Origin of the sequence: Flavobacterium sp. (genome assembly GCF_029242675.1) — a bacterium.
Lineage (GTDB): Bacteria > Bacteroidota > Bacteroidia > Flavobacteriales > Flavobacteriaceae > Flavobacterium.
This window is the reverse complement of the sequence record NZ_JAQWTM010000372.1, coordinates 1-17,995: the sequence shown is the minus strand read 5'-3', so window position 1 is coordinate 17,995 and position 17,995 is coordinate 1. Positions and strand designations below refer to the sequence as shown.

The following is a 17,995-nucleotide window of genomic DNA, read 5'->3' as shown; positions in this document are numbered from 1 at the left end:
AGTAAGATTTAAAGTAGCCAAAGGAACTACAAAGAATGTAGGTACCATTATTCTAGCCTCAAATTCAAATGTATTAGATGAAATCGTTGTAACAACGAGTATCATGGATTATGCTAAAGACAGGAAAACACCTGTTGCTGTCTCCACTATAAAAGCAGCTGAAATTGTAGAGAAGTTAGGTTCTCAGGAATTTCCTGAAATTTTAGCAAACACTCCTTCTGTTTACGTTACCAAGCAAGGTGGTGGATATGGAGATTCCCGAATTAACATTCGTGGTTTTGACCAAAGAAATGTTGCCGTAATGGTTAATGGTGTTCCCGTTAACGATATGGAGAACGGTGCTGTATACTGGAGCAACTGGGCTGGACTTTCGGATGTAACTTCTGCTATGCAAGTACAAAGAGGTTTAGGATCTTCAAAATTAGCGATATCCTCTGTAGGGGGAACAATAAATGTAATTACTAGAACTTCCGAAATGAAAGAAGGTGGTAATGTTTCTACAACTAGTGGTAATGATGATTACTTTAAAGTGCAAGCCTCTTACTCTACGGGGTTGATGGATAATGGTCTATCTGCATCGGTATTGTTAAGCTCTACTACAGGTAGTGGTTATGTTGACGGAACAAAATTTGCTGGAAAAAATTATTTTATTGCTTTTGGTTACAAGCCAAATGCTAAACATGATTTTCAATTTACATTTACAGGAGCTCCGCAATGGCATCACCAAAGAAGTTTTGCTAATCCATTGTCGGATTATTTAAAATACGGATCGAATGGAAAACCAAATACAAAGTATAATTCTGGGTGGGGATATAGAAATGGAGAAGAGTATTCTTTTGCAAGAAACTTTTATCACAAACCAGTAGCTTCTATTAACTGGGATTTTAAAATCGATGATAAAACAACTTTAACTTCTGTAGTATATGGATCTTGGGGACGTGGTGGTGGAACTGGAAATATTGGTAAAAGCCCTTATTCTTCAGCTTACAAAACAGCCGATGGATTACTTCCTATCGATGAATTTGTGAAGTACAACACGGGTCAGCCCAATACAATAGGTGCTCCGTTAGCTCCAAACAGCAATGGTGATTATATCGCTAACAGTAGAGATGGATTTATTAGAAGGTCATCTATAAACTCCCACAACTGGTATGGTGCAGTTGTTAATTTAAACAATAAATTAACAGACGAATTTACACTTGATTTTGGTGCTGATATAAGAACATATACAGGATTTCACTTCAGAAATTTGAATGATTTATTAGGTGCCGATGGATATCTTGATACTTCGGATATCAATAATCCAAGTAGGACTTTATCGCAAACCTATGCTCCAACTCCTAGTTTGAACCCTTTTACAAATGTAAAAGATCAAGAAAAAATAGCTTACAATAATACAGGTTATGTGAACTGGATTGGTGCCTTTACCCAATTAGAGTATTCTAAAGATAACGTTTCTGCATTTTTACAAGGAGCAGTTTCTCAACAAGGGTATAAAAGAGAAGACCCATTTACCTATTTGAAATCAGATCCTTTATATAAGACTGGGTATGAAAACAGATTAGGTGGTAATATTAAAGGAGGAGCTAATTACAATATTGATGAGCAAAACAATGTTTTTGTTAATTCAGGATTTTACTCAAAACAACCTTTCTTTAATGCAGTTTACCCAAACAATGCTTCTATTGTAGCTGAGAACTTAGTTAATGAAAAAGTATTAGGTTTTGAAGCAGGTTACGGTTTTCGTTCTCGTAAATTTACAGCGAATTTAAATGTGTACTATACGTCTTGGAAAGATCAAAATTTAAGAAGATCAGATCGTTCAGCTGATAATGTTGGTGGGTATTTTGATTTTGTGGGAATTACTGAAATTCACTCAGGTGTAGAACTAGAGATGACGGCAAAACCATTACCTAAATTAAGTTTAAATGCTATGATTTCAGTTGGTGATTGGAAGTACAAAGGAAATGCATTAAGTAATAAATACGATCAAGATAATAATCCTGTAGCAGGTGGATCTGATCAAGTATTATACCTTGATAAAGTGAATGTAGGTGATGCAGCGCAAACTACTGCTAGTTTAGGAGCTAAATATGAAGTTTTTGAAAGATTTAATGTAGATGCTAATTATAGAGTAGCGAATAGATTGTTTGCTGCGATTTCGCCAGATGCTTTTGGATCAGCAAATAACAATGGAGCATTACAATTACCTTCTTATGGTTTAATGGATGCCGGTATTTCTTATAAAGTTTTATTAGGAAATGCTTCAAAAAGTGCATTAAGTTTTAGGTTCAATATGAATAACGTTCTAGACGAGACTTATATCTCTGATTCTACAACAAACCGATTTGTAACTGATAATATCGATTCAAGAGACCCGTCAAAAGGGACTTATGCTTCAAATAATATGGTTTATGACGGTATAGCAACTGGAAATCAAGTATACTTCGGTTTTGGAAGAACATGGAACTTAAGTGTTCGTTATAATTTCTAAATTTGTAGTAATTAAATAAATTATTGAGAAGTAAATATGGTACTTAGTACTGTATTGTTTTCAAACAAAGGTTGATTTTAGTCTTCCTATAAATTCAATTAATAAAAAGCAGATGATTCGTCATCTGCTTTTTTTGTTTTATTAAATAGAAGGAACCTTTTATTATCGTTGTGATCTGATAATTTATTGTGTACTGCAATTGTACTAATCATTTGAAAAACAAGCTATTTTTTGGCGTTATGATCTTACTTAAATTTTAACCTATTTATTCTTTCTCGAAATCTACCATTTTTTAACATAATTTATGAATAATACTCATATAATTTCTGAGAATGACATATTTAAACCCTGAAATGGGAAACTATGTTAAAATAGACAAATTCAACTGTTTTTCTTAACAAATAATTAACATTGAATTGGTAAAAATGTTAGATTTTTGCCAAAAATTTTTAAACTAAACTAAACACAGAAATGAAAAGAATTATTTTTATTTTGATTACGTTTTTATCCGTTGTAGGTCATGCTCAGGTTACGAGTTCTGCAATGTCTGGAACTGTTAAATCGAGTACAGGTGAATTTTTGCCTGGAGCTACGGTAGAAGTTCTACACAAGCCTACGGGAACGAAGTATTATTCTACTACTGATGGCAAGGGTAACTATGCTGTTCAGGGTCTTAGACCAGGTGGACCTTACACGGTTAAGGTGACTTATGTAGGATTTCAAACTACTGAAATTACAGAAATCAATGCTCCTCTTGGAAGTAATTTGTCTGTGAATGTAGTTGTAAAAGAAGAAGCAAATACTTTGAAAGAGGTTGTTGTGGTTTCTACAAAATCTAATGGAGCGTTCAATAAAGGTAAAACAGGTGCTTCTCAACAGTTTTCGAATAGAGAATTGACGGCTATTCCTATTACTGGAGCACGTTCTATTAACTCAATCACTAAATACAATGCTAATGCAGGTGGTGGTGGTTCTTTTGGTGGTCAAGATTCAAGATTAAACAACTTTACAATTGATGGTTCTGTGTTTAATAATGGTTTTGGATTAGGTTCAGATGCGCAAGCAGGAGGACGTACAGGTTCAACAGCTATATCTTTAGATGCAATCGAACAATTACAAATCAGTATAGCTCCTTTTGATGTGCGTCAATCAGGATTTACTGGTACTGGAATTAATGGTGTTACTAGAAGTGGTACAAACGAAGTTGAAGGTTCTCTTTATACCTCGATGAGAAGTAATAAAAAAGAATTCATTGGAACTAAAGCGGGTCAAACAGTTATTGCGCCAGCAACTTTCCAAGAAAAAATATACGGTGGTAGAGTAGGGTTTCCTATTATCAAAAACAAAGTATTTTTCTTTGGAAATATTGAAACAGTAGATAATACAAGTCCAGCTACAACATGGACTTCTACAGGTTCACCTACACCAAGTGGTCAAGTATCTGCTCCTACATTCCAACAAATGCAGGATCTTTCAACTTTTATGCAAGATAAATTTGGATATACAACAGGTCCATGGGAAAATTATGATGCTAAAAGACTTTCTACCAAGTATCTTGGTAAAATTGACTGGAACATCAATGACAACAACAAGTTTTCGATTCGTTACGTTCACCATGATTCGTCTTCTGATGAGTTAACTTCTAATTCAAATTCATTAGGATTTGGAAACAGAAGAACTAACGTGAACTCAATGTCATACAAAAACAGTGGTTATACTATTCTTGATAATACAAGATCGATTGTAGTGCAATTAGATAGTAAATTATCTAATTCATGGAGTAATAACTTTATTGCAGGTTATGACAAGCAAATCGAAGATAGAGGTTTACAAGGTGGTGGATTATTCCCTACTATTGATATTAAAAATGGTCAGCCTAATGCTTCTGGTCCTGGATTCACAACAGGTAACTTGAATTTCATTTCAGTTGGTTTAGATCCTTTTACACAAGGAAATAAATTAAGCTATTCGACATTACACTTTACAGATAATGTTACAAAAACTATAGGAAAACATACTTTAGTTTTTGGTGCTAATTATGAGCATTTCGAATCTAGTAACTTATTCTTCTCAGGTTCAAATGGGGTGTTTATCTTCAACTCTTTACAAGAGTTTTACAATGCTGCTAATGAGTCTTTAGCATTAAATGGTGCGCCATCTGTAAATAACTTACCGGTTAGAACACAATTTAGATACTCTGCGTTACCAGGTGCTGTTGAGCCATTACAAGAATTAAAATCAGATAAAATTGATCTTTACTTTCAAGATGAGTTCAAAGTAAGTGAGCAATTAAAAATTACTTACGGTTTGAGAGGTTCAAGAATCTCGTTCGTAGATACTGCATTGGAAAATCCAGTAGTAAATGGATTGACTTTTGCCGATGGACAAAAATTTAATACAGGTGATATGCCAAATACACAGTATCTTTTTGAGCCAAGATTTGGTTTCAATTTGGATGTTGCTGGTGACGGAAAAACTATTGTTAGAGGGGGATCCGGTATTTTCTCTGGAAGACCACCTTTGGTATTTTTATCTAACGCAATTGGTAATAACGGAATTTTGACTGGATTCATCGACGCAATTGACGCTGACTCTGGTTTAGGAAGATACGGTTTTACTTCAGATCCGAACAAGTATTTTACGCCTTCAACGCCTACTTTACCTTCAACAATTGACTTAGCGGTTACGGATAAAAACTATAAGTTTCCACAAACTTGGAAAACAACAATCGCTTTAGACCAAAAACTTCCTTTTGGATTTACAGGTACGATTGAAGGGATTTTTAGTAAGAACATCAACGAAACGGCTTACTCTAATGCCAATTTCGAAAAACCAGTAGGAACAATTAATGGACCAGATAACAGACCCTATTTTGGAGCAAGTGCTGGTAGTACGCGTATCAACAATAATGTTATCAATAACATCTTGTTAAGTAATACTAGTCAGGGATATTTCTATTCTACTACATTAAAATTAGAGTACCCTTACAAAAAAGGATTATGGGGTTCGTTTGCTTATACACATTCACAAGCTAACGACTTATTATCTCCAGGATCTACTGCTTCAGGAAGCTGGACTGGTGTGCGTTCCGTAAACGGAAACAATGACCAAAAGCTAAGTTTGTCTAACAACAATACACCGCATAGAATGGTAGGTATTCTTGGTTACAAAATTACTTACGGTGATAAAGCAGGAGCAGCAACGTCAATTAACTTAGGATATATTGGTGAGCAAGGAAGTTCATTTACTTATGTTTATGGTGGTGATTTAAATGGTGACCTAATCAATGGTAACGATTTATTGTTTGTTCCTATGAAAGCTAGTGACCTTCGTTTTGTACCAATTTCTCAAAACTTTGGTGGATCGTCGATAGTATTGTATACTGAAGCACAGCAACAAGAGGCTTTTGACATGTATATTGATCAAGACCCTTACCTTTCTACAAAAAGAGGTCAGTATGTAGATAGAAACCAAAATCTATTACCAATGTTACACAGAGTGGATTTGTCTGTTACTCAAGATTTTTTCCTTAAAATTGGTGGAAAAAAGAATAGTTTTCAGTTTAGAGCAGATATACTAAACTTCACAAACTTGGTAAACCGTTCATGGGGAGTTTCTCAAAGAGCTGTAGCTCCGAGTATTTTGAATGTATCACAAGCTCCTACAAGTGCTAACAACTATATTCCAGGATACACGTTAGCGTTGCAAACAGATAATGCAGGAATCAGAACATTAGTTAAAGACAGTGTTCAAAAAAATGCATCTACATTTGATGTTTGGCAAGCGCAGTTTACACTAAGATATACTTTCGGAAATTAATTAGTATTAAAAATAAAAAGTTCAAAAACATAAAATAAAACGTCATGAAAATAAAAAATCAAATTCTGTCTTTCATAGCAATCTTAGCTGTTGCTCTTACGACTTTTTCTTGTACAAGTGATTCTCCAAAAGAGGTGACTCCATTAAAATCTATTCTTGCTATCGCACAAGCAGATCCTGCTAATTTTAGTATATTGCTTGATGCTTTGAAGAAAACAAGTTTAGATGCTACTTTAGGGAATGCAGGTTCTTATACTGTTTTTGCTCCAACTAATGCCGCTTTTACTGCAGCAGGTATTACAAGTGCTTCAATTGCTTTGATGACTCCTGCTCAAGTTGCTGATTTGAAAGTAACTTTACAAAACCACGTAATTGGTGTTGGTACAAGAGCTAATGATTTATTAACTGCAGGTTATACGAGAACTTTTGGGTTTTTACGTGCTACTTCTACTGCTACATCAGGTGCTAACTTAAGTGTTTTTGCTAACACAGTTGGTGGAAATGTATTATTAAATGGAGGTACTGCTAATGGTGGTGCTAAAGTTGTAACAGCTGATATTCAAGCTAGCAACGGTATTTTACACGTTATTGATGGTGTTTTGAAATTGCCTACAATTGTAGACCATATCAAAGCTAACCCAAGTTTGTCTTCATTATTAGGAGTGGTTACAAGTTCTGCACAAGCTGGTGTTTTAACTGATTTAACTGCTGCTACAGGTTCTGTTCCGGTTACCGTATATGCTCCTAACAATGACGCATTTACCACTGCATCTACCTACTTAACAGGAAGGACTGATGCTCAAGTAACTAATATCTTGAGATATCATTTAGAAAAGAGCAATAGATTGTCAAGTTCAGCGACTTCATTCACTTCATCTTCTGCAACTGCTGATGTTTCAGTGACTACATTGTATAAAGCTCCTGCAGACACTAAATTTACAATCTTGTTGGGTACAGTTAAAATCAAAGATGTAATTGGTACAACAAATGCAAATATTAAAATAACAAATATTCAAGGAACCAACGGTGTAGTTCAAGTTATTGATAAGGTTTTGCAACCTTTCTTATAAGTTTCTAATTACCGTATTATAAAATAATTCTATATTATAAAACCACTTTAGCTTTTTAGTTAGAGTGGTTTTTTTTATCCTTTTTTGTTTATATTTGTTATTCTAAAAAACAAATTCTATGTACCAATTTATTCAAAAATTCCATTCCGGCTGGGCTTATATCGCTTTACTTTTATTATTAGTTGCAGTCCTTAATGCCATAATCGGCCTGGTATCTAAAAAAGAATTTACTGCTAAAGATCGTAAGATTGCCCTTTTTGGTTTAATAGGGATACACATACAGTTCTTAGTTGGAATCATTTTATATTTTGTGTCTCCTTTAGGTTTTGCTTCATTTGGTCAAATGGCTGATAAGGCAATACGCTTAACTTCCTTAGAGCACCCATTGATAAATGTTATTGCTATTGCACTGATTACTATTGGTTGGTCAAAGCATAAGAAATTAACTTTAGGTACCGCTAAATTCAAAACTTTCACCATTTTTTACGGATTAGGTTTGGTCCTTATTTTAAGTAAAATTCCTTGGTCCATTTGGTTGTAAACCGTTTTTAAAAGTCCTTATTGAGGACTTTTTTTATCGAGGTATGGTTTTTGTTTTTATAAAGTTGAACTAATACGTTATTAATGAAAAAATCAATTACGTTACTATTATTGTTTTTTGTCTTTACAGTGCTCACCATCCGTTCTAATGGATTTGTGGAAAAGCCAAAAGTGGGGATTCGAAGAGATACACTCAAGAGGAATAAACTTGGAGTGCTACTGCCAGAAAGCAGCAAGGATTCTGTAGACCAAGAAATAGGAAAACTGAAATTTTATAAAAAAAATGCACATGCTTCCTATTATGCTGATAAGTTTCATGGTAAGCGAACGGCTAGTGGAGCCATATTCGACAAGAATAAGTTAACCGCAGCTCATAAAAAATTACCTTTTGGAACAAAAGTTAAGGTTACTAATGAAGCAAATGGTAAGTTTGTTATCGTTGAAATTACGGATAGAGGACCCTTTGTAAGATCGAGAGAAATTGATCTTTCTCAAAAAGCATTTATGGATATTGTTACTAATAAAGGCGCGGGGTCTATGCTGGTTACCATCGAAGTTTTAGTTAAATAATCAGCGCCATTCTCTAAAAGGATGGAGACTCAAATACGAGTTGTAGTATCTTTTATCGTTGGTCACTTCTTCGGCAAGCCAATCGGGTTTAGCAAAAGTTTCTTGTTCATTTGATAGCTCAATTTCGGCTATGACCAATCCTTCGTTGTCGTCATAAAACTCATCTACCTCGTAGGTGTGCGCGCCAATTTTTATTTCAAATCTTGTTTTACTAATTATTCCTTTTTCACATAAAAGCAGGAGTTGCTCCGCCTCTTCCAATGGGATTTCTTTTTCCCATTCATAGCGAGAAAGCCCAGTTTCATTAGATTTTCCTTTAATTGTTAAATAGCCTTGTTCTCCTTTTATCCTAACACGGACGGTTCGTTCAGGATTAGAGCTTAGGTATCCTTGCACGATCACTTTCTGTTTCTGAGCTTCTTGTTTATAGGCGTCAGATTTGACTAAAAATTTTCTCTCTATTTCAATCATTTTTTAAAATTTGGTTTCCTACCAAGACTTTTTGTTCCTTTCCATATAAGTAAATCGGTTGCAAGGAAGTAGGTAACGTTTGATAGGGATATCAAATGTATCAAATATTTTTGGGTAGGTTACTAAATTAAAATAAAAGCGCTGTAAATTTGTACTATGCAGGATCAGTCTCTTATTCGTAAAATAATTCATATTGATATGGATGCTTTCTATGCATCTGTAGAGCAATTAGACAATCCTCATTTAAGAGGAAAAGCAATTGCAGTTGGTGGTTCTGAGAATCGCGGTGTAGTTGCTGCTGCCAGTTATGAAGCAAGAAAATATGGTGTGCGTTCCGCTTTAAGTGGTGCATTAGCCAAAAAATATTGTCCTGAAATAATTTTTGTGAAACCTCGGTTTGATCGGTACAAAGAGATATCTACTAAAATCCATGCTATTTTTAAAGATTATACGGATCTGATTGAACCTTTGTCACTTGATGAAGCGTACTTAGATGTTACCGTAAACAAAAAGAGAAACCCGAGTGCAAGCTTACTTGCGCAAGAAATTAGGAATCGTATTTTTATTGAGGTGGGTTTGACCGCCTCTGCCGGAATTTCGGTCAATAAATTTGTTGCTAAGATTGCCAGTGACATCAACAAGCCAAATGGTCAGAAGACGGTTAATCCTGATGAAGTCCTTTCCTTTTTAGAAACCTTGCCTATTAAAAAGTTCTATGGTGTGGGAAAGGTAACTACTGATAAAATGTATCAATTGGGTATTTTTAATGGAATTGACCTGAAAAGTAAATCAGTGGAGTTTTTGGAAAAGCATTTTGGAAAAGCGGGTGCTTTTTATTACGATGTGGTAAGAGGTATCCACAATAGCGAAGTGAAATCCAATAGGATTACTAAATCAGTAGCTGCAGAGCATACTTTTGATAGTAATTTGTCCTCAGAGATTTTTATGATGGAACATTTGCAATCAATAGCGGCTGAATTAGAGCGACGTTTACGAAAACATGCTATTTCAGGTAAGACCATAACACTAAAGATTAAGTATAGTGATTTTTCACAACAAACGCGTAGTAAAACGGTTCCCTATTTTATTGCTGATAAAGGTTTGATTTTAGAAGTTGTTAAAGAGTTGCTGTACCAAGAGCGAATGAAGGATTCTGTTAGATTACTCGGTATTTCCTTGAGCAATCTCAATACCGAACGTAAAAAGGCTATGGTGTCCGTGCAATTGCGCTTTGATTTTTAAATTCGTAGGCGTTGAACAAGCGTTAAACTTGTCGAGAAGTTATTGTTGTTTTGATTTTAAACTTACATTTGATAAAAATAATATGAAAAATGGATTTTTGTCAATACGAAGACGCTGTTGTTAGGTACCATAACACGCTAGATATAAAGGGTATGCCAATTCATGCGTGGCCTTTTCATTTTGATTTTATAAACAGCTTAAAATCTGTTTTTGATGATGTGAATAAATTATTTCAACTTTCTGTAGCATACAAATGGAGTCAGAAAGAGTGGGATTTTGAAAGCAAATTAACAGAAGAAGTGGTCATCGTGACGGATGCGAAGCTAAAGATTGTTTTTGCGTCTAAGAATATTATTCAAATGAATGGTTACAGTAGAGAAGAGGTGCTAGGGCAAAGCCCAAAGATGTTTCACGGACAGGAAACGGATTTACAAGTGTCAAACGAAATTAGGCTAGCCATTCAAAACAAGCAAGCATTTGAAAAAAAAGTTCTAAATTACAAGAAAAATGGCGAAACCTACCAATGTTTGATTAAAGGCTATCCGGTTTTTAATCATAAAGGAGATGTTTCTCATTTTATAGCTTTTGAAAAAGTAGCCTAACTTAATTAACTAAATATAAAATGCCCTTTCTAATTGTAGAAAGGGCATTTTTTTTGGATTGAATTTCTTAAAAGAATTAATCTTTACTAGATAATTTAGATAATAATCTTAGGAACTCGATGTACAGCCAAACTAGAGTAATCATCAAGCCCATAGCGCCAAACCATTCCATGAACTTTGGCATTTTTTGTTCAACACCCTTTTCAATACGATCAAAGTCTAAAAACAAGTTCAGAGCTGCAATAATAATTACAAAAACGCTGATACCAATACTCATCATGGAATTACCATAATGCACGGGCTGGAAGCTTGTGAACATGGAAACAACCCATGAAATCAAATAGTAGGTTGCAATTGCTAGAGTGGCAGCCACCACAACTGATTTGAATTGTTCTGTTACTTTTACGATCTTGAATTTATATAAACCCAAACATACAGCAAAGGTGACAAAAGTCGCTCCCACAGCTTGGATTACTATTCCAGGGTATCTCGCTTCAAAAATAGCCGAAATTCCACCTATAAACAGCCCTTCAAACAAGGCGTATCCAGGGGCTAAGTAGGGAGAGTATTGCGGTTTAAATGCTGATATTACTACTAGTATTAATCCTATTATGGCACCACCTATCGCAGGTACAATTGGATTGTAGCCATTAAATGCCATCCACCAAATCACTATTGCAGAAGCAGTAAGTAATAAGAAAAGCAATAAAGTTTTGTTTATTGTTCCTGCTAGTGTCATCTCGTCGTTATAATCAATAACGGTTGCGCGATGCACTTGGTCTGCTTTTGAAGTAGCAGAAAAGGATTTGTTATTTAAAAAAGGATTTTTAGATTTAAATTCCATCGAAATATAATTTAGTTTTTATCAAAGATAAACGAAAATTAGCAAGCATAAAAAAACCGTCTCGTTAAAATTATGATAAGAGACGGTTTGTTTTTATTGTAAAGAAAATTATTCTATTTCAGATACTCGCATGGTGTTGACCATTCCTTTCTCAGTAATAGGCATTGAGGCCAAATTGATGATGTAATCACCAGTTTCAACATGTCCTTTTTCTTTTGCGATTTCATTAATATCAGTAACCGTTCTATCCGTACTTTCGTCTTTGTCGTAGAAATAAGATTTCACTCCCCAAAGCAAACTAAGTTGCGTTAGTATTCTTCTATTAGATGTAAATACAAGAATGTGCGCTGTTGATGGTCTCCATGCAGACAATTGAAAAGCAGTATAACCACTGTTTGTCATTGTAGAAATAGCTTTGGCTTCGATAGCGTTAGCCATAACAGCGGCATGACGGCAAATAGTTTTAGTAATAAAACGCTTTGTTTTTATTTGTGGTGTATTTTGTGGTACTTGAATTAATGGAGAGTTTTCTACAGCTTCAATAATTTGAGTCATTTTTTGAATAACTTGAACCGGATAGTTTCCTGCTGCTGTTTCTCCAGATAGCATTACCGCATCGGCACCATCCATTACAGAATTGGCTACGTCGTTAACCTCTGCTCTAGTAGGAGTTAAACTTGTAATCATTGTTTCCATCATTTGAGTGGCAACGATAACAGGAATTCTTGCCATTTTAGCTTTACGAATCAATTCTTTTTGAACTAAAGGTACTTCGTGAGCTGGTAATTCTACCCCAAGATCTCCACGAGCTACCATTAAGGCATCACAATAAGCAACGATCTTGTCCATGTTTTCTAATGCTTCAGGCATTTCGATTTTGGCAACAATCGGAATTTTATATTCGGCGTGCTCGGCAATTAAGTCTTGAAGGTCTTTTAAATCTTGTGGTGTTTTCACAAATGATAAAGCGATCCAGTCTACTTTTTGTCCTATAGCAAAAATAGCATCAGCAATATCTTTTTCGGTCATTGCAGGTAGTGATATTTTTGTGTTGGGTAAATTAACCCCTTTCTTAGATTTTAATTCACCTCCTTGAATAACTTTTGCAACTACCTCTGTGTTTTTATCTGTAGAAACGATTTCAAAAATAAGTTTTCCATCATCCAATAAGATGCGTTCGCCAGGATTTACATCATTTGGAAAGTTTTGATATTTCATGAAAACTTTTTCAGCTGTACCAATAATATCTTCGGCTGTTGTGAAAGTTATTAGGTCTCCGTCATTAACTACGACACCTTCATTCATTACTCCAACACGTAGCTTTGGTCCTTGTAAATCGGCTAATATTGCAGTTGTGTATCCAAATTCATCATTCAAAGATCTGATGATGTTTATTTTTTCCTTTACACCTTCGTAATCAGCATGCGAAAAGTTAATTCTAAATACATTCACCCCAGCATCGATCATGTCTTTAATGATTGCTTTAGTACTACATGCAGGTCCAAGTGTTGCTACAATTTTAGTTTTTTTGTTTGTACTCATATGTGTTAAAAAATTAAATTGTTTTTTGATTTTATTTTATTAGTATCTACGCTGTATACGGTAGACACACTTTCAATTTCAGTAAGATGCTTTTTTATATTTAATGCGTTCATACAGTCTTGAGTATTGTCGATTTTTAAAAAATAGTCTGCTTTTTTAAATTCAGGAAGTAAGTACACTTTTGTTGAAATTTCCATTGAAATATTCGAAAATAAATTTTGAGTGCTTCCTTGGTTTAGTTGCAGGACTTCTGATTTATTTTGGATTAAATTCCAAGAAACAGCATTTTCGTTATCATAGTAGTAAAAACGGGAAAAATTAGTTTCTCCTTCTTTTACACTAATCTGCACTTCGTCTTTACTTTTGCTCAAGTTGATAGGAAGTCGCTGGTTGATGTAGTAGGCTAATCTATAATCTTCTAATGAGGTATGAATCGCAATTAGATAATAATCTATTTCGTCGAAGTCACCAAGATCAAGTTTATGAGTTGCCATTTCATGATAAAATAAGTCGTAAAGATAGTGCATCTATTGAAGTAATAATGCACATATTCTTGTTGTTTTGATAAAATTACTAACGAAAACGTTATAGTTTTCAGTAATTTAGCATTATTTTTTATCCATTTTTTCTTGAAATGCAAAATAAGCTCTTTGGGATGCTTTTTCTTCTGCTTTCTTTTTTGAGGTTGCTCTAGCTTTCGCAATTACTTTGTCTTCGATGCTTAGTTTTACACCAAAAAGACGTTGCCCATCAATAGCGTTGTCATCAAAAATGTCATAATGAAATGATTTTTTCTCTTTTTGACACCATTCGATAACCAGACTTTTGTAACTAATTACTTTTCCTTCTAATCTAGAAATATCTACGTAGGGAAGGATAACCTTTTTTTGAATAAAGTTTTCGCAATAGGTGTAGCCTCTATCTAGATAAATAGCTCCGATTAAGGATTCGAAGATATTACCATGAATGTTTTCGCCAAAATGATTGACTGGGACTTTGCTTTCTATGAACTGAATTAATTTATAATCCTTTCCAAGTTCGTTTAAATGTTCTCTACTTACAATTTTTGAGCGCATTTTGGTTAGATAGCCTTCATCACCATTGGGTGATTTGTTGTATAAATGTGCAGCGATGACAGCGCTTAGCATTGCGTCTCCTAAAAACTCTAAACGTTCGTAGTTCATTGGAGTGCCATCTAAACTGAATTTATTTGAGGAGCGATGAGTAAATGCCTTCCTGTAAAAATTTAGATCTAAGGGCGCAAATCCAAGTATTTTTTCCATCGAATTAAAAAAAATCCCGTCCTCTTGAGAACGGGATTTCTTAAATATTTTTTTGATGATATTCATTAAACTACAAATCTAATTTTTTTACTAGCACACAAGCATTGTGTCCACCAAATCCAAAAGTATTACTCATCACTACATTCATTTCTCTTTTTTGAGCAACGTTGAAAGTGAAGTTTAATTTAGAGTCTATTCCCTCATCATCAGTAAAGTGATTGATGGTTGGAGGTACGATACCATGTTGCATAGACAAGATAGTTGATATTGTTTCAACAGCTCCCGCGGCTCCTAGCAAGTGGCCTGTCATTGATTTAGTAGAATTGAGGTTCATACTATAAGCATGTTCTCCAAATACATGTTCGATTGCCTTTGATTCAGCTAAATCTCCCAGTGGAGTTGATGTTCCGTGCATGTTCACTCCATCTACATCTGTTGGTTTTAAACCGGCATCTCTAAGACAGTTTAGCATTACATTTTTAGCACCTAAACCTTCAGGATGTGGCGCTGTAATATGGTGTGCATCTGCAGACATTCCGCCTCCGCCAATTTCGCAATAAATTTTTGCTCCACGGGCAACTGCGTGTTCGTATTCTTCTAATACTAATGCGCCGGCACCTTCTCCTAAAACAAATCCGTCACGGTCTTTGTCCATCGGTCTTGATGCTGTTTTTGGATCATCATTTCTAGTCGATAGTGCATGCATGGCATTAAATCCACCCATTCCAGCTATCGTAACTGCAGCCTCTGATCCACCTGTAACCATAACATCAGCATGACCCAAACGAATGTAGTTAAAAGCATCAATCATAGCGTTTGTAGAAGAAGCACAAGCAGAAACTGTAGTGAAATTAGGTCCTCTAAATCCGTATTTTATTGATACATGTCCACCAGCAATATCCGCAATCATTTTTGGGATAAAAAATGGGTTGAAACGTGGTGTTCCATCACCAGCAGCAAAATTAAGGACTTCGATTTGAAAAGTTTCTAAACCTCCAATTCCAGAACCCCAAATAACTCCTGCGCGATCTTTGTCAATTTTATCAAAGTTAAAATTGGCATCTTTTATAGCTTCGTCACTAGAAACCATCGCATACTGTGCGTATCGATCCATTTTTCTAGCTTCTTTTCGATCAATAAAATCCTCTACATTAAAGTTTTTCAACTCACATGCAAATTGTGTTTTAAATTTGGAAGCGTCAAAATAAGTAATGGGAGCAGCTCCGCTAACTCCGTTTACAAGAGCGTTCCAGTATTCTTGAATATTATTTCCTATAGGAGTAAGAGCACCTAAACCTGTAACAACAACGCGCTTTAATACCATATCTAATCTATATTTTTATCTTAAAACAAATAAAACCCACGCTTTCTTTACTGTATTATTACAAAAAAGCAGTGGGTAGTACATTGTAAATATCTTTTTGATTGAATTTCAATCTCGAATCCATAATTTTAAAAAATAACAACACCCGCATACGGTTAGGCATGCGGGTGTATGTGTATTATTTTTTAGCTTCCTCGATGTAAGAAATAGCTTGACCAACAGTAGCAATGTTTTCTGCTTGATCATCTGGAATTTGGATATCAAATTCTTTTTCGAACTCCATGATAAGCTCAACAGTGTCTAATGAGTCAGCTCCTAAATCATTAGTGAAGCTTGCTTCTGTTACAACTTCGTTTTCGTCAACGCCTAATGTGACTACGATAATCGCTTTTAATCTTGAATCAATGTCTGACATAATCTTTAATTTTAGAAATTAATTTGTTGGCAAAAATAAAAAACTTTATTTTAAAACAACCAATAAGTTAATAAATGTGACAACTAAATTATAAAATATATTTTAACAAAGACTTCCTATTGCTATTTATTTTCAAATATTATTCCGTTTTTTGCTTAACATTAAGTGGGTTTGTCATGAAAAAAATTGTCGTTTTTGCTTCGGGTTCGGGGACCAATGCTGAAAATATTATAAAGTACTTTACTGAGAGACGTACTGCTACCGTAGTAATGGTTTTGACCAATAATCCTTTGGCACTTGCTATTGAGAAAGCCGAAAAATTAGGTGTTGAAACCGTAATTTTTTCAAAATCGGAACTAATTGAAGGTAAAATACTGCAAATAATTAATGGAATTCAGCCAGACTTAATCGTTTTAGCAGGGTTTTTATTAAAGTTTCCGCAAGTTATAATTCAAGCATATCCTAATAAAGTAATCAACATACATCCGGCACTGTTACCTAAATACGGTGGAAAAGGAATGTACGGAATGCATGTGCATCAAGCTGTTGTTGCAAATAAAGAAAAAGAGACCGGAATCACCGTTCACTATGTAAACGAGCAGTATGACGAAGGAGCTATAATAGCTCAAAAAAAGGTAGTTGTATTAGGAACTGATACTGCTGAAGTTGTTGCGGCTAAAATTCATGATTTAGAACAACGCTTTTTTCCGGAAATCGTAGCAAGTCTTGTATAGCAAGTTGAATTTACATCATAATTAGGGGTAGAATGAGTCACGAAGTACATATTTATACGGATGGTGCTGCCAAGGGTAATCCTGGTCGCGGTGGTTATGGCGTTGTGATGGAAACCAACGTTGCAGGAACAACATACAGAAAAGAGTTTTATGAGGGTTTCAGAATGACCACCAACAATAGAATGGAATTGTTGGCCGTAATTGTTGGACTCGAAAAATTGAAAAAGCCAGGTACAAAAGCATTGGTCGTATCAGATTCCAAATATGTAGTTGACTCTGTTGTGAAGAAATGGGTACTGGGATGGGAGAAAAAAAATTTTGTGAATAGAAAAAATGCTGATTTGTGGAAACGCCTTTTAGTAGTTTATCGAAAACATTCAGTAGATTTTAAATGGATAAAAGGGCACAATAATCACCCTCAAAACGAGAGGTGCGATGAACTTGCTGTTATGGCATCCATGCAGAAAGAGTTGTCTGTAGATGCGTTTTATGAAAGAGAAGAAGGTAAAATATTGTGATAATTTTGCGAGTTTCATCTTTTGCAACTCTGAAACATATAAGCTATCTTTGCACTTTAATTTGAAAATCACATAAATGAATAAATTATTGATTGTTGGGACTGTTGCTTTCGACGCAATTGAGACTCCTTTTGGAAAAACAGATAAAATATTAGGTGGAGCAGGAACCTATATTGGTCTATCTGCTTCGTTTTTTAACTTGCAATCTGCCATCGTATCTGTTGTAGGTGACGATTTTCCTCAAGAATATTTAGATTTATTAACCGATAGAAATATTGATATTTCAGGACTTGAAGTAGTTAAAGGCGGTAAAACCTTCTTTTGGAGCGGACGCTACCATAATGACTTAAATTCAAGAGATACTTTAGATACACAATTGAATGTATTGGCTGATTTTCAACCTAAAGTTCCCGAAAATTATAAAAATGCCGATGTAGTAATGTTAGGAAACTTGCATCCATTGGTACAAAGTGGAGTGTTGGATCAAATGACAACCAAACCAAAATTAGTTGTTTTAGATACAATGA

16 protein-coding genes and 1 pseudogene are annotated in these 17,995 nt (G+C 34.8%); 10 read left to right on the top strand and 7 right to left on the bottom strand.

What is annotated here, in order from left to right:
- From P8M54_RS13790 to P8M54_RS13770, 5 genes are all read left to right on the top strand, one after another.
- A partial coding sequence (locus P8M54_RS13790; RefSeq protein WP_300288535.1) for a TonB-dependent receptor plug domain-containing protein occupies positions 1-2,494 on the top strand: 2,494 nt, incomplete at its 5' end.
- A gap of 471 nt (positions 2,495-2,965) precedes the next feature.
- Complete coding sequence (locus P8M54_RS13785) at positions 2,966-6,313, top strand: carboxypeptidase-like regulatory domain-containing protein (RefSeq protein WP_300288534.1); 3,348 nt, start codon at positions 2,966-2,968, stop codon at positions 6,311-6,313.
- Between the two features lie 44 nt (positions 6,314-6,357).
- Complete coding sequence (locus P8M54_RS13780) at positions 6,358-7,383, top strand: fasciclin domain-containing protein (protein ID WP_300288533.1); 1,026 nt, start codon at positions 6,358-6,360, stop codon at positions 7,381-7,383.
- 118 nt (positions 7,384-7,501) lie between these two features.
- The gene (locus P8M54_RS13775) at positions 7,502-7,924 is read left to right on the top strand and encodes a hypothetical protein (RefSeq protein WP_300288532.1); all 423 of its coding nucleotides are present in this window, start codon (positions 7,502-7,504) and stop codon (positions 7,922-7,924) included.
- An 83-nt stretch (positions 7,925-8,007) separates the two neighbouring features.
- Complete coding sequence (locus tag P8M54_RS13770; protein WP_300288531.1) at positions 8,008-8,493, top strand: septal ring lytic transglycosylase RlpA family protein; 486 nt, start codon at positions 8,008-8,010, stop codon at positions 8,491-8,493.
- Here P8M54_RS13770 and P8M54_RS13765 read toward each other — a convergent pair whose 3' ends face one another.
- On the bottom strand, positions 8,494-8,964 hold the full coding sequence (locus tag P8M54_RS13765) for a CYTH domain-containing protein (RefSeq protein ID WP_300288530.1): 471 nt from the start codon (positions 8,962-8,964) through the stop codon (positions 8,494-8,496).
- A gap of 156 nt (positions 8,965-9,120) precedes the next feature.
- On the opposite strand from P8M54_RS13765, the gene dinB reads away from it, so the two are divergent.
- Together dinB and P8M54_RS13755 are read left to right on the top strand one after the other, a co-directional pair.
- Positions 9,121-10,206, top strand: coding sequence for a DNA polymerase IV (gene dinB, locus P8M54_RS13760; RefSeq protein WP_300288528.1), 1,086 nt, complete (start codon positions 9,121-9,123; stop codon positions 10,204-10,206).
- A gap of 89 nt (positions 10,207-10,295) precedes the next feature.
- Positions 10,296-10,808 carry a PAS domain-containing protein gene (locus tag P8M54_RS13755; protein WP_300288526.1) on the top strand — a complete coding sequence of 171 codons (513 nt, stop codon included), beginning with the start codon at positions 10,296-10,298 and terminating at the stop codon, positions 10,806-10,808.
- 76 nt (positions 10,809-10,884) lie between these two features.
- Here P8M54_RS13755 and P8M54_RS13750 read toward each other — a convergent pair whose 3' ends face one another.
- From P8M54_RS13750 to P8M54_RS13725, 6 genes are all read right to left on the bottom strand, one after another.
- The gene (locus P8M54_RS13750) at positions 10,885-11,652 is read right to left on the bottom strand and encodes a Bax inhibitor-1/YccA family protein (protein ID WP_300288525.1); all 768 of its coding nucleotides are present in this window, start codon (positions 11,650-11,652) and stop codon (positions 10,885-10,887) included.
- A gap of 108 nt (positions 11,653-11,760) precedes the next feature.
- Positions 11,761-13,194: a pyruvate kinase gene (gene pyk, locus P8M54_RS13745; RefSeq protein WP_300288523.1), complete on the bottom strand. Its 1,434-nt coding sequence runs from the start codon at positions 13,192-13,194 to the stop codon at positions 11,761-11,763.
- A gap of 5 nt (positions 13,195-13,199) precedes the next feature.
- On the bottom strand, positions 13,200-13,688 hold the full coding sequence (locus P8M54_RS13740; RefSeq protein ID WP_300288522.1) for an IPExxxVDY family protein: 489 nt from the start codon (positions 13,686-13,688) through the stop codon (positions 13,200-13,202).
- Between the two features lie 114 nt (positions 13,689-13,802).
- The gene (gene rnc / locus P8M54_RS13735) at positions 13,803-14,543 is read right to left on the bottom strand and encodes a ribonuclease III (protein WP_300288521.1); all 741 of its coding nucleotides are present in this window, start codon (positions 14,541-14,543) and stop codon (positions 13,803-13,805) included.
- Positions 14,544-14,547: 4 nt separating this feature from the next.
- The gene (gene fabF / locus P8M54_RS13730) at positions 14,548-15,801 is read right to left on the bottom strand and encodes a beta-ketoacyl-ACP synthase II (RefSeq protein WP_300288520.1); all 1,254 of its coding nucleotides are present in this window, start codon (positions 15,799-15,801) and stop codon (positions 14,548-14,550) included.
- A 178-nt stretch (positions 15,802-15,979) separates the two neighbouring features.
- Positions 15,980-16,216: an acyl carrier protein gene (locus tag P8M54_RS13725; protein ID WP_300288518.1), complete on the bottom strand. Its 237-nt coding sequence runs from the start codon at positions 16,214-16,216 to the stop codon at positions 15,980-15,982.
- A gap of 176 nt (positions 16,217-16,392) precedes the next feature.
- Between P8M54_RS13725 and purN the strand changes: the two genes are divergently transcribed.
- The 3 genes and pseudogenes from purN to P8M54_RS13710 form a co-directional block, all read left to right on the top strand.
- Entirely contained in the window at positions 16,393-16,950 is a 558-nt protein-coding gene (gene purN, locus P8M54_RS13720; protein WP_300288517.1) for a phosphoribosylglycinamide formyltransferase, read from the top strand.
- A gap of 32 nt (positions 16,951-16,982) precedes the next feature.
- Positions 16,983-17,468, top strand: coding sequence for a ribonuclease HI (gene rnhA / locus P8M54_RS13715; RefSeq protein ID WP_300288516.1), 486 nt, complete (start codon positions 16,983-16,985; stop codon positions 17,466-17,468).
- Positions 17,469-17,544: 76 nt separating this feature from the next.
- A pseudogene (locus tag P8M54_RS13710) lies at positions 17,545-17,995 on the top strand (sugar kinase); the annotation flags it as partial.